The 13763-nt window shown below is 42.9% G+C and carries 11 protein-coding genes; 5 read left to right on the top strand and 6 right to left on the bottom strand.

Translation table 11 applies throughout. The features are described from left to right. Nucleotides 1-38 precede the first annotated feature (38 nt). Nucleotides 39-878, bottom strand: coding sequence for a fatty acid metabolism transcriptional regulator FadR (gene fadR, locus AACU28_RS13710; protein ID WP_065605503.1), 840 nt, complete (start codon nucleotides 876-878; stop codon nucleotides 39-41). A gap of 639 nt (nucleotides 879-1517) precedes the next feature. Here fadR and nhaB point away from each other — a divergent pair. Together nhaB and dsbB are read left to right on the top strand one after the other, a co-directional pair. Then, entirely contained in the window at nucleotides 1518-3110 is a 1593-nt protein-coding gene (nhaB, locus tag AACU28_RS13705; RefSeq protein WP_004734008.1) for a Na(+)/H(+) antiporter NhaB, read from the top strand. Nucleotides 3111-3521: 411 nt separating this feature from the next. Then, nucleotides 3522-4031, top strand: coding sequence for a disulfide bond formation protein DsbB (gene dsbB / locus AACU28_RS13700; protein ID WP_032545975.1), 510 nt, complete (start codon nucleotides 3522-3524; stop codon nucleotides 4029-4031). A gap of 123 nt (nucleotides 4032-4154) precedes the next feature. Here dsbB and AACU28_RS13695 read toward each other — a convergent pair whose 3' ends face one another. Then, entirely contained in the window at nucleotides 4155-4775 is a 621-nt protein-coding gene (locus AACU28_RS13695; RefSeq protein WP_017078113.1) for a YecA family protein, read from the bottom strand. Between the two features lie 211 nt (nucleotides 4776-4986). Here AACU28_RS13695 and AACU28_RS13690 point away from each other — a divergent pair, with 211 nt between their 5' ends. Next, nucleotides 4987-5541, top strand: a complete 555-nt coding sequence (locus AACU28_RS13690; protein WP_102481761.1) for a prepilin-type N-terminal cleavage/methylation domain-containing protein — start codon at nucleotides 4987-4989, stop codon at nucleotides 5539-5541. A gap of 71 nt (nucleotides 5542-5612) precedes the next feature. Next, nucleotides 5613-6569 carry a tRNA dihydrouridine(16) synthase DusC gene (gene dusC, locus AACU28_RS13685; protein WP_017084026.1) on the top strand — a complete coding sequence of 319 codons (957 nt, stop codon included), beginning with the start codon at nucleotides 5613-5615 and terminating at the stop codon, nucleotides 6567-6569. A gap of 43 nt (nucleotides 6570-6612) precedes the next feature. Here the strand turns inward: dusC and AACU28_RS13680 are convergent, their stop codons facing one another. The 4 genes from AACU28_RS13680 to yfbV form a co-directional block, all read right to left on the bottom strand. Then, the gene (locus AACU28_RS13680; RefSeq protein ID WP_108112068.1) at nucleotides 6613-8079 is read right to left on the bottom strand and encodes a GGDEF domain-containing protein; all 1467 of its coding nucleotides are present in this window, start codon (nucleotides 8077-8079) and stop codon (nucleotides 6613-6615) included. A 189-nt stretch (nucleotides 8080-8268) separates the two neighbouring features. Further along, nucleotides 8269-10137: a maltodextrin glucosidase gene (gene malZ, locus AACU28_RS13675; RefSeq protein ID WP_121603069.1), complete on the bottom strand. Its 1869-nt coding sequence runs from the start codon at nucleotides 10135-10137 to the stop codon at nucleotides 8269-8271. Between the two features lie 190 nt (nucleotides 10138-10327). Beyond that, nucleotides 10328-11293: an ABC transporter substrate binding protein gene (locus AACU28_RS13670; RefSeq protein ID WP_017078108.1), complete on the bottom strand. Its 966-nt coding sequence runs from the start codon at nucleotides 11291-11293 to the stop codon at nucleotides 10328-10330. A 349-nt stretch (nucleotides 11294-11642) separates the two neighbouring features. Further along, nucleotides 11643-12095 (bottom strand): terminus macrodomain insulation protein YfbV, encoded by a 453-nt coding sequence (yfbV, locus tag AACU28_RS13665; RefSeq protein ID WP_017084030.1) that lies wholly within the window; start codon nucleotides 12093-12095, stop codon nucleotides 11643-11645. A gap of 344 nt (nucleotides 12096-12439) precedes the next feature. Between yfbV and AACU28_RS13660 the strand changes: the two genes are divergently transcribed. Beyond that, nucleotides 12440-13636 carry an acetate kinase gene (locus tag AACU28_RS13660; RefSeq protein WP_004734016.1) on the top strand — a complete coding sequence of 399 codons (1197 nt, stop codon included), beginning with the start codon at nucleotides 12440-12442 and terminating at the stop codon, nucleotides 13634-13636. Nucleotides 13637-13763: the final 127 nt, after the last annotated feature.

Raw genomic sequence — 13763 nt, 5'->3', positions numbered from 1 at the left:
ATAAGTAAACCAACCTAACAGTACTTTAATGAAAAGACTTAGCTGTCGTCTTCAGTAAAGTTTGTTGGTAACGTTGTTTTCATCTCGTTCCAAATCTGTGCGCTTGCGATACCGTAGTTACGAATCACAAGTGGCAAGTTTTCACGCTCACCACTTTCACAAATAACAAACAAGTCTTTGTAGAACTCCATGGCTAAGCGACGAGCTTCTGGGTTAGAGAAGTAGTAGCTGCCAACACGGTCGTACAATTTACGAACACCGTTGAAGATCAGACCATAAATTTGGTTACCTGAATGGAATGCTAAACGTTGGAAAAGCATGTAATCGTAGAAGTTAAAAGTTTTAGCAACTAAGATCGTTTGACGCTTCGTTTCATCTTTTTCTACGTCTTCTTTCACTGATTGTTTGATCTTGTCAGCGTACGGGGAAGACTCTAAGAATTCATCCCATGTCGGTGCCGCAAGTAAAGCTTCACAAGATTCAATCACGTTAGTAATCGTACGCTCAGAAGCTTCTTTATTTGCTTTAAATGCATAACGCATAAAAATAGGGCTGATGTTGGTACGTGCAGCAAGTAAGTCTTCTACCATTTTGCTTGCGTTATCAACATCCAACGTCATTAATGTATCAAGAATATGAAGACCTGACGTTTCCATAAACTGGTTAACTTTAGTTGGCTTACCGTGTTGTATTGTCAACCAACCATCACGAGCAAGACGCTGAAGTACTTCACGAAGCGTAGTACGTGTAACACCAATCAGCTCAGAAAGCTCACGCTCTGCGGGCAAGATAGAACCTGGAGCGAAACGGCCATTCCAAATACTTTCAATGATATACTTTTCTGCAAATCCTGCCGGGCTTTTAGCCTTAATGACCATCTACACTTCAATCCAATTTAATTATTCTGTTCTAATTTACTCATCATACCACTAGTTCACACCCAGCGGAAACACCCTCAAAAATTTTACTCCTCCAAAACACCAGTAGAGTTAAAACTCTAAAGTTCAGCACACGTTTGCACCCTAGGTTTGAAAAGCAAGCAACGATAAACCACCATTTCAACAAACTATTAACACAACAAATTTTCTTTAAAATCAATGAGATTGGTCATAATTTCAAAGTTATTAATTTGCAATATTAAGTTGTAATAATCATATATAAACCGTCGTTATTCTGTTAATTTCAATCATTTCGCTGAAATATTGATTCTAGTCGGTTTTTATCACATTTTAAGTGGTATGCTTGCGCTACTTTGATCGCGTTTCTCAACAAAAAAGAGGTATTTTTAGGGCTACAGGGGTTTTCCTGTTGACTAAATGTTATCTAAGAGTAGAGTTGCGCTCAAAAATTAGCAGTGCTTGAGTTTCTAAGGGAGTGACTTGGCAAGACCACAGAACATTACATGGAATGTAGTTTTTCTAAGTCACTGTTAGTTATAGTTTTTAACAACCTCTATAGCTCGATTCTCAAATGTTGTATTGCTTATCTATTCATAATCAACATAAAAGAGTATTAACATGCCGATGTCTCTCGGAAACGCTTTTATCAAGAACTTCCTTGGTAAGGCTCCTGATTGGTATAAACTTGCCATCATTTCCTTTTTAATCATCAACCCGTTTGTTTTCTTCCTAGTTGACCCATTTGTTGCGGGCTGGCTATTAGTGGTTGAGTTTATTTTCACTCTAGCTATGGCTCTAAAATGCTACCCTCTTCAACCGGGTGGTTTATTGGCAATTCAAGCGGTCGCCATTGGCATGACCAAACCCGAAATGGTTTATCATGAGCTACAAGCAAACCTTCCAGTTTTACTCTTATTAGTATTCATGGTTGCTGGCATCTATTTCATGAAAGAACTTCTTTTGTTCATTTTCACGAAGATCCTGCTTGGCATTCAATCCAAAGTTCTACTCTCTGTCGCTTTCTGTATCGCAGCTGCTTTCTTGTCAGCATTCTTAGATGCTCTAACAGTAATCGCCGTTGTTATTAGCGTTGCGGTTGGCTTCTACTCTATCTATCACAAGGTTGCATCAGGTAAGGGCACAACGTCAGCGCACGATCATACTCATGATGAAGAAATCTCTGAGCTTACACGTGACGATTTAGAAAACTACCGTGCTTTCCTACGTTCACTACTTATGCACGCTGGTGTGGGTACTGCACTCGGTGGTGTAATGACCATGGTAGGCGAACCGCAAAACTTAGTGATTGCTAAGCAAGCAGGCTGGGAATTCGGTGAATTTATCATCCGTATGTTGCCAGTAACATTGCCTGTATTCATCTGCGGCATTATCACTTGTGCACTTGTAGAGAAATTTAAAGTATTTGGCTACGGTGCAGAACTGCCAAATAACGTTCGCCAAATCTTAGTTGAATTTGACAACAAAGAACGCGCAAACCGTACAAAACAAGACGTAGCAAAACTATGGGTTCAAAGTGCAATCGCAGTTTGGCTTATCGTAGGCCTTGCGCTTCACGTCGCTGAAGTCGGTTTGATTGGCCTTTCAGTTATCATCTTAGCAACGGCGTTTACTGGTGTAATTGAAGAACACTCGATGGGTAAAGCCTTTGAAGAAGCGCTACCATTTACTGCACTTCTTGCTGTCTTTTTCGCTGTCGTTGCTGTAATCATTGACCAGGGACTGTTTAAGCCAGTGATCGATGCAGTACTTCACGTTGAAGATAAAGGCGCACAGCTCGCACTATTCTATGTGGCCAACGGTATCTTATCGATGGTGTCAGATAACGTGTTCGTAGGTACGGTTTACATCAACGAAGTGAAAACTGCACTGGTTGAAGGCATCATCACTCGTGACCAATTTGACCTACTTGCTGTTGCTATCAACACAGGTACTAACCTACCTTCTGTTGCTACGCCAAACGGTCAAGCTGCATTCCTATTCTTATTAACATCGGCACTTGCCCCGTTAATTAGACTGTCTTACGGCCGCATGGTTATCATGGCTTTGCCATATACTATCGTACTGGCTCTTGTTGGCCTTGCTGGTATCGTGTTCTTTGTTGAGCCTATGACCGCTTGGTTCTACGATGCAGGTTGGATCATTCAGCGTACTGGTGAGGTTGTCGCTCCAGTTATCTCTGGTGGTCACTAATCCGATTTTGTGTTGCGAAACACAATAAGTGTATTTAGGGCGTGTTGACCTTTCGAGCTGATTTTGCAGCGAGTTGCTGGGTATTTATACAAGGCAGAGGCTTTGATATGTAGCTAGCCTACATGAGAAGCCGATAACGTAGTAGAAATGACCAGCAAACGCTGCCCGAAGGGTTCGGCTAAAAGCGTTTTACTCTTTGTTGAGGGGAATTTGCTTAGAATAACTAGGCTACTTTCCCCTCGCCGCGATTAAAACGCTTTTATCTCGAACAAAATTTAACCGCGAAAGGTTAACACGCCCTAGCTAATCAAAAATATTAGTTGATTAGGAAACTTATCCAAGATAAAAAGCTCTGAGTATTCAGAGCTTTTTTATTTTATAGACGGGATTAAATTCGTGAACTTTTTTGCAATGCTCAAAGACTTCTCTAAGGGACGTTTATCTTGGCTTTTACTGCTGGCTTTTATTGTCTTTTTTGAGGCATGCGCTCTCTTCTTTCAACACGTGATGATGCTTGGCCCTTGTGTTATGTGTATCTATGAGCGCGTTGCTATGCTTGCTATCGGTGTCGCTGCAATGATTGGTGCTATTGCTCCGAATAACCCAATATCACGTTGGTTAGGCCTTGCTGGTTGGGGATTTGGCGCCTACAAAGGTTTGACGTTGGCTTTAGAGCACGTCGATTACCAGTTTAATCCGTCTCCTTTCGCAACCTGTGATTTATTCGTTACTTTCCCTAGCTGGGCACCTTTAAACCAATGGGCTCCGTGGATGTTTGAAGCTTACGGTGACTGTAGCAAGGTGGTATGGCAGTTCTTAGAGCTTTCAATGCCTCAATGGCTAGTGATTATCTTTGCGGGTAACTTGGTTGCTTTCGGTTTTGTGGTTATATCTCAATTTGTAAAATCGAAAAACGATTAACACTAGATCATCTAAATTAGAACAACAAAAAAGTCGACCACAAGGTCGACTTTTTTATCGCTAAAGATTTTTATCACTTAAAGAAAGTCTGTTACTCAAGCTGAGTTACTCAACAAGCCGTGATTAACTGTTTTTGCCACAACATTGTTTAAACTTTTTTCCGCTTTCACATGGGCAAGGGTCGTTTCGACCGATATCTTTAAATGGGTTCACACTCTGTGACTTATTACCCAGCATCGCCTCATCAGCCGCCATTGCAACCTCTGAAATCATCAGATCTATTTGATCGATTAAATCGGCAAGTGCTGGTGGATTTTCGAGCCCGGCCGCAACCATTTGTTGTTGAGTTTGCTCTTCATCAATCCCAAGCATCAAGGTTGTTAGGAGTGCTTGCAGCATACGCAGAGTACCATCCGCGACAGTCACACTTTGCCACTGCTTTTCCACTGTTGGCCAAACCATCATGAAGCCTTCAGCGAAATCCGCGAATTGTTCGTTAAAGTCACCATCAACAAGTACGTCTGTCAGTAAGTATTCACTACGCTGAATCAGGTTGTGCTGGCGATTAATCTGTTCCGTCACGATTGTTACAAGCTCTTTACCTGTTTCAGGTGCAACGATAGCTAACCATTCTTCTGGATCGAGTGGTTTAGTCGCTAAGTTGGAAGCAAGGATTGAACCTTCAATGAACTGTGGAGTAATGTCAGTGATTGATTCCGGTAGGCTTAATAATTGATATGTCATGAAAGCTCTGAATATTGGGGCATTTTCGATATTATAACGCCATACTCCCCAAGATGTCGCCAACCACTTACCTCTGTTTTCCCGCCAGTAACCATACGCAAACCATTGCTATTCAAATATCGTCGACATTTTACTTATTTCGCTTTGATAATCAGAATATTGGGTGTAAAAAGCCCACTGAAACATTCAGTTACATATAGGCGTATTCATCATGAAATCAAGGTCCCAAGGTTTTACATTACTCGAGCTTATCGTGGTGATCGTTATTTTAGGTGTATTAGCGGTAACCGCGGCGCCTCGTTTTCTTGGTGTTCAGCGAGACGCTCATGAAGCGTTAGCGCAAGGTGCGTTTTCAGCATTTAGAAACAGCATCGATATGTACCACTCGCAATGGCTTGTCGATGGTGAGCCTGCTTTTGATCAAGTGGTGAATTATGGTGAAGGAGATGTATATCCGTCGGAAACTGGTTTTCCAATTTCGGTTAGAGAACAACCGCCTACAGGAGATCCGCAAGTAGAAGGTGACCAATGTGTGGCACTTTGGAACTCTTTAATTGATTCTGATTTAGTCGCTCGTTCTCAATATGACACTGGCTTTATCCTTCCTTCTGATGAAGCGATTGTTAGTTGGTATACAGGAACACCCGAGTGCTATTACTACTACACTCCGAGCTTTACAACTTCTGAACGTTTACCCATTCTCTATTATTCACCGATTACCGGAGAAGTGAGAGTAACCCGAGAAATGGCGAACACCGCTCCTTAGTGACAATCTAACTAACAAACCGTACAATCACGCCTCGAATTTTTCGGTTCACTTAGTTTCGGTAAAGCAGCATGCGAGTAATACTTGGCCCTATGGAGGGCGTACTAGACCACCTAATGCGTGAGATTCTTACAGAGATCAATGATTACGATCTCTGTGTGACAGAGTTTGTGCGCGTCGTTGATCAACTTCTTCCTCCGCATGTGTTCCACCGTATTTGCCCAGAGCTGCATCAAGGCTCTCAAACCATGGCTGGTGTGCCAATCCATCTGCAACTTCTAGGGCAACACCCGAACTGGATGGCCGAAAATGCTTTTCAAGCGGCAAACTTAGGCGCTAAAGGCATTGATCTTAATTTTGGGTGCCCAGCAAAAGCGGTAAACAAAAGTAATGGTGGGGCTTCACTGCTAAAAGAGCCAGAGCTCATCTATCAAGTGGTGAACGCCTGTCGAGAAGCAGTCCCTGCGCACATTCCCGTGTCCGCAAAAATCCGATTGGGTTGGGAGCACCCGGAAGAGTGCTTTGAAATTGTCGACGCTATCGAGCAAGCAAAAGCTGACGAACTCACTGTGCATGCAAGAACCAAAGTAGGCGGCTATAAAGCCAGTGAAATCAAATGGGATTACATCAATCAAATAAGAGAGAAAACCTCTCTGCCGTTGATTGCTAATGGGGAAATCTGGAACTACCAAGATGGTCAAGATTGCATAGAAGCCACAGGTGTTGATTCATTGATGGTCTGCCGCGGCGCTTTTAATATTCCCAATCTTGGCAACGTTGTTAAGCACAACCACCAGAAAATGCCATGGGATAAAGTAATCGCACTTTTACTGCGCTATTCCGAGTTTCAAATTAAAGGGGATAAAGGCATGTACTACCCCAATAGAGTGAAACAATGGTTTGTCTATTTAAGTAAAGGCTACCCTGAAGCGAACGAACTATTTAAAGAAATTCGTACTTTCAAAAAAGCGCCACCTATTGTAGAGCGCCTTCAACGTTATCAAGAAGAATACCACCAACCCGTTTGAGTTAGTTCCCCCCCCTATCGCAATATTGAACTTCATAGAGTGGCTAAAATACGATCTGGTCTTTACCTGTCGTCTTAGCCACGTACAGTTTTTCATCGGCGTATTTAAATATCTCTTCAAAGTTAAGCTTGTTTTGCTCTGTTTCAACAATACAAACACCGCCAGACACCGTAAAACCATTAGGAACAATGTCGGCCGAGTTTGCGCAGACCGCATTTTTTACACGCTCTAATGTCCTTATCAACGTCTCACGATCATCGCCTTTCATATAAACGACAAACTCTTCTCCGCCAAACCGTGCTGCCACATCACTACTTCGAACACTGTTACTAATTTGACGTGACATATAACGAATCACATCATCACCTTTATCGTGACCATGAGTATCGTTAATTGACTTAAAATCGTCTATATCAAATACCGTTAAGGCAAACAGTTGATCGTGCTCTACGCTGCGCCAAAACGCTTCTAAGCCTCGTCGATTCAATAACCCGGTCATTGGGTCTTTAGCTGCTAATTCTTTGAAGTAACCACGTTCAATATTGGAGTTAACATAAAAGAAAATCGTAACCGAGAACAGATACACGATAATAGCGACGATTAGGCTGTCTTTTTCATAAACGAAAAAGTGCTCCACTTCGTTAGCAAGATCCAACTCGTAGTACATCGCATGATGAGACGCGACCCCTTCTAGCTTAATCTCGTGATAGAACGTGGCCGTATCAATCGGGTTAGCTAAAGTCGTATCAATAATATCGATCCGACCCGCTAGGTGCTCATTAGAGCTCGCGAGTAACCTGTCAGCATCAATATCTACTGAGAGCATCCCTTGGTGCACTCCTTGATGGAACACGGGAATCGTCATACTAATAATTCGGTCAAGGGAGTCAAACCGATATGCAGGGCCAGATAAAGTCAGTAGATCTGGGTTGTTAGCGGTTCTTTGCCAATATGGACGGCTTTTGATGGTCGAAAGTAATTCCTTTCCTAGCCCTTTAGCAAAATCTTCCGGTGACGAAATAACGTATCCGCGTTTATCAATAAAATGCACACCATTGTGGAATTCATCAAGTTGAGAGAGAAATGAAAGAATAGGTGCTAGAGCTATTTTCTCGGAAGCACTTTTATAGGTACCGCTGGTTTCTGTACACAAAGATTCTTCACCGACCAGCATATAATCAATATCAACGGAAGGAATGTCGGTAGTTTTGCCATCGGCAAGAAGCAGGCTATCGATAGGCCAAATACGGCAAAGACCATCAACCACTTGCTTGTTGTGGTCGAGGAAAAGAGGATTACCGGATTTGTAGTAATTTGAGAAACTGTAGTCTAAGGCGGTGACAACTTTAGTGGTTCCTTTGAACACATCTTCAATACGGTTGAATTCGCTGCTGATGTCTTTTTCTACCGCGTCAAAGTGGTTCTTTCCTATTAGGCCAAGTAGCATCGCGGCGATCACTGCGGGAAACCCGAAGACAAAGGTAAGGCTAAAGTGCCTGTTTACTTTCATATAATGTGCTCTTAGCGATCAGCTGTTTTCATTTACTTCATTAATATTATTACATTAATGGACATTTTCCTCGAGGTAAAAGAGTGTAAGTTGATATGAATCAGGCCGTATCATTGAACAATCGACTCCTTTAAAAAACTACCCCTGCATTAAGCAGGGTTAGCGGATACTGTCTTAGTCAGTTTAAATTCAACGATTTACCACGTCATAAATCTTAGCTTCCATCGCTGTGACCACAAGATCAACGACACCATTAACAATTGGCTCGCCCTTCACTTTACCTTGTAAGTCAATCAACTCACCTTGTAATTCAATCAACTTCCCTTGTTCTTGTCCGAGCATCCACACAGGTAAAGACAACACTTTTTCATCTTGAGATAGGTTGAGCACAACCAGTGTCTTTTCACCCCTAAGGCAACGAGTAAACACTAACGTCTCTGCATCACAATATAACTCTAGGTAAGCACCACTTTGTAAGCTGCAGCGTTCTGTTCTCAATTTTATCAACGCTTTATGGAAAGGGAACCAATGCGAAGTATCTTCTTTATCCCACGGGAAGCATCTGCGATTATCTGGGTCTTGACCACCTTCTAATCCCACTTCTGTCCCATAGTACAAACATGGAGTTCCGACATAAGTAAACAGTAGTGTCAGCGCCAGTTTTTGCTTAGCTTGGTCACCATTTAGAAGCGTTAGCAGTCGAGCCGTATCATGACTGTCCAGTTGATTTAGCTGCGATAATTGATTCAACCAAGGAACTTTAGCTCTCGCTTCAGCTAACCAATCAGAAAAAGCCAACATATCAATATCAATCGGCTCGTACGCGATGTCTTGCTTTGCCAATAGCGCACGAACTGGGTGAGCAAATCCATAATAGTTCATCGACCCGTCTTCTTGCTCTCCCTGTAACCATGATGTGGCCTCGAAGAAGTGCTCTCCCAAAATGTAGGCTTCGGGGTTCTCTGCTTTTGCTGAGTCACGGAATGCTTTCACATAATGTGCGTTGTTATAGGCTCCCTCCCCTTCACCTAACATATGAATCACATCGAAGCGCCAGCCATCGATGTTATAAGGTGCTTTTAACCAGTGCTTAATCACAGAGTCTTGTGACTGGTATATATGTTCTCGCACGGAAACATTGGAGAAGTTTAAGACTGGAAGTGAGCTAATATTTTTCCAACTAACATATTGCTGAGTGTTTTCGGGGTCGAAAAAATAATAGTCATGAAATGCCGAACCTGGGTTGTCATATGCACCGGAGTCAGTGGCTTTCAGTTTATCAAACCAAGGGTGCTCAACCGAAGTGTGATTAAATACCGCATCCAGAACGATTCTCATATCACGCGTGTGAATGTCTTTTGAAAGTGCAGAGAACTCATCATTGGTCCCGAAATGGGAGTCGACATTGTAGTAATCGGTTGTGTCGTATTTATGGTTGCTCGGTGACTGAAAAATGGGGTTGAGATACAACGCGGTGATGCCTAGATCTTGTAGGTAATCTAACTTGCTATGAATACCCGCTAGGTCTCCACCAAAGAACTCTGCGGCGCCCGTTCCATTGTGTCCTTCGACAGGCTCGCCCCATTCTTTCACTACGACATCTAAGGTATCTTCTTTTAAGCGATACTCGCCCGCTTTGACACTGATAGTCGGATTTCCGTTGCAAAATCGTTCAGGGAAGATTTGATAAAATACCTGCTCCGACACCCATGATGGTGGGCGATGTTGGGTATTAAACTTAAAGTGAAACTCACGACTCGCGACGCGGCTATGGACGCCCTTAGCATCAAGCCAATACTGTCCTTTTGAATCGACAAGCTTGAACGCATAGTGAGTAACGTTTCTGTCTGTATTCGCAGGGAAAGAGGCTTGCCACAGCGTCAACCGCCCTTCAGTACCAACTTGCACCATGTCGAGTAGATACTCTTCGTTATCTGGCTCATGCCTCAACTGAACCTTATTCCAGTCAGTGCGTTCAGACACTAATGTTACGGTTAGCACACCCTCTTTTTCGTGAAAGTAATCGGAGGTTTGAGCATGAAAGATAAAAGGTTTCATAGCGGTTCTCGAGCAATATTTAATTTGCTTAAGATATGAAAAATTTCTTTGACCACAACGAGAAAAATAACATCAGTCAAAGTAGATCACGCTTTGTAGATCCACTTTGTTTACAGTAAGTCGATTTCTCTCAAAATGATCAAATGAATCGACCATTTTTCAAGAGGAGGTCCAATTTTCAATTACTCCATCAACGGCTAACTATCGCACGATCAATCACAGACTGAGGCAATGTGACACCAAGCTCTCGAGCAGCATCCAAATTCACAACCAGTTGCGAACTCTGTGCAGTTTTAACACTCAGCTTCCCCGGTTTTTGTCCGTTCAGAATAGCAGCTACATAATCGGCGGTTTGCACCCCAACATCATAGTAGTCTAGACCTAAGCCAGCTATCGCCCCCTTACCCACATAAGACGTCGCTCCGGCAACCACTGGCGTTCCAGCCCGGTTCGCAGCTTCTATAAGCCCTTCGATACCACTTGCAACAGTGTTATCTGTCAATGCGTAAATAACATCAGACTTCTTAGCAATGGATTCGGTTTTTGATTCTACATCATCGATGGTTAGCGCTTTTTCAGTGTGCAGAGTAAAACCAAAGTCTCGTGCCGACTTCTTCAATAGCCCAACTAACGCGACGGCATTTGCCTCGGCGGGGTTATAAACCACCCCGATTGAATCTGCATTAGGGAGTAGCTCTTTAATAAGAGATACGTGCTGGGAAATAGGTGATAAGTCAGAAAGGCCCGTGACATTTCTTCCCGGTTTATCCAATTGTTTAACAAGCCTTGCACCGATAGGGTCCGTAACCGCGGTAAATACAATCGGTATTGAGCGAGTCGCAGAGACCAAAGCTTGCGAAGTCGGTGTCGCGATGCCAACTAAGACATGAGGGTTTTCGCTGACGAGCTCTCTGGCAATTTTTGCTGCCTGAGCGGGGTTACCATCAGCCATTTCATAGGAGAATTCTAAATTTTTTCCCGGTTCGTAACCTTTGGCTCTTAACCCTTCAAGAAGCCCTAGACGCGTCGCATTCAGATCTGGATGGTCGACAACTTGTGAAACCGACACTTTGGCGACGTTCGCCATTACATTGCCAGTCCATAGCAACAACAGACAGCTTAAAACTGCTGCCAATACCTTTCTTACAGAACTCATTATCGCTCCCTAAATCAAGCTCTACTCGTTATTACTCGCTCGAAGAGAACAACATCAAAAATCACTATTGACATTATTACCAGTAACCATTGATAACTTGAAGTGATATTTAACAAAAATACAACAAGGTTCGAATTATGCGGGGATAAGCGGGTTTGTTTAATTTAAAAGGTAAGAAACTCAATGAATACAAGATAAGCACGGCAAATAAAGGCAAGGCTATGTGGATCAAGGGAGGCTAAGCGAATAAAAGACAAGTGAAGCGATTAGAAGAGAGGAGCAAATCTGAGAACGAGTTATCGATGATGTATGACTGTTCTCAGACTAGAGGGAGAGATAAGACGACCTGCTAGAACCAACGTTCCATTGAAGATTTGTCTAGCTGACGAAATGCGCGATTCAAAATGATCGCCAACTCTTTGTAACGAGGGCGTGGTTTCATTGGTTCCAATGCAAAACCTGTTTCGCTGATCTTCTCGTGCAACTCTCGATACCAAGAAACCAATGCTGGCGGTAATTGAGTATTCGAACGGTTACCTAACCACCACATGCCTTGAAGCGGCAAGCTGATCGCAAACAACGCCATAACCACAGCTTGCGGCATCGCATGATAATTGTTGAAGACCATTTGTGTCAGAATACTAATAGCAGCTATCGCTGGCATCACTTTCACACCAAAACGCGTGGCTTTAATGATGCGCTGTTCAGGGAAGATAGCGTTTAACTCTTTTCGAACAGGCCAGAGATCCATGTACTTTTGGCCATCTTTTAAACTGCTCGCTAAACCAACTCTATTACTCATATGAGTCTCCCATTAAAAAAAAGTTGAAATCATCAACTAAAAACACAAAAATTTGACGAAAAATAATATTCTTTCAAATTTTTTTGTTATATTTGCACAATATCGCTATTATTTGCAGACCTCAATCTCATTGTTGCCCTTATTTACAATTTAAGCAACTTTGAGACGACTTCTGCAAGGAATGCAAAAGCCTCTTTTTCTGAAAAAGTGCGCTTTCACTTTAATACGGAAATTAACGTTTTTTTGACCAAGGTTAGTACGCAAGCCTATGTGCTTCGACTATTCTTGAGATTAATTTTCATCCTTAACTGATTTCGATCAGAAAAATAAACAGGTAGTCATTAATGTCTAAGCTAGTTTTAGTTTTAAACTGTGGTAGTTCTTCTCTTAAATTTGCTGTTGTTGATGCAGAAACAGGTGCTGAGCACCTAACTGGTCTTGCTGAGTGTCTTGGTCTTCCAGAAGCTCGTATGAAGTGGAAACTTGACGGCAAGCATGAAGCACAACTAGGCGCGGGCGCAGCTCACGTAGAAGCACTATCTTTCATGGTAGAAACTATTCTTGCTTCTAAGCCTGAGCTTAAAGCTAACCTTGGCGCTATCGGTCACCGTATCGTACACGGTGGCGAACAGTTCACTTCTTCTGCACTTATCACTGATGAAGTTCTTAAGGGTATTCAAGACGCTGCGACTTTCGCACCTCTTCATAACCCAGCTCACCTTATCGGTATCGAAGCGGCTCAACAGAACTTCCCTGGCCTACAAAACGTTGCTGTATTTGACACTGCGTTCCACCAAACAATGCCTTCTGAGTCTTACCTATACGCTCTACCGTACAACCTGTACAAAGAGCACGGCATCCGTCGTTACGGCATGCACGGTACTTCTCACCTGTTCATTACTCGTGAAGTTGCTGGTCTACTAAACAAGCCAGTTGAAGAAGTTAACATCATCAACTGTCACCTAGGTAACGGCGCATCTGTATGTGCTATCAAGAACGGTCAATCTGTAGATACTTCTATGGGTCTTACTCCTCTTGAAGGTCTAGTAATGGGTACTCGTTGTGGTGACCTAGATCCTGCGATCATCTTCCACCTACACGACGCTCTTGGTTACTCTGTTGAAGAAATCAACAACATGCTAACTAAAGAGTCTGGCCTAGCTGGTCTAACTGAAGTGACTTCTGACTGTCGTTTCGTTGAAGACAACTACGGTGAGAAAGAAGAAGCAACTCGTGCAATGGACGTGTTCTGTCACCGTCTAGCTAAGTACGTTGCTGGTTACACTGCAACTCTAGAAGGTCGTCTAGACGCAATCACTTTCACTGGCGGCATCGGCGAGAACTCTGGCCCAATCCGTGAAATGGTTCTTAACCGCCTAGGCATCTTCGGCATCGAAGTTGACAGCGAAGCTAACCTTAAAGCACGTTTCGGCGGCGAAGGTACTATCACTACAGCTAACAGCCGTATCCCTGCAATGGTTATCTCTACTAATGAAGAGCTAGTAATTGCTGAAGACACTGCGAAACTAGCAGGTCTTTAATTGATTTTCCTGACTAGCTTCACTCGAAGCTAGTCAGTTTTTCATATCAAGAAAATGGGGCTCAACTTCTATTCCTACCCCAATTTAAATGTCGGTAGGAATAGCAGTTGAGCTTTTTTTATTTCCA

The organism is Vibrio sp. SBT000027 (assembly GCF_963894355.1).
In the GTDB taxonomy this organism is placed as follows: domain Bacteria; phylum Pseudomonadota; class Gammaproteobacteria; order Enterobacterales; family Vibrionaceae; genus Vibrio; species Vibrio splendidus.
The sequence above is the reverse complement of the archived record's forward strand: the minus strand, read 5'-3'. Positions and strand labels throughout refer to the sequence as shown.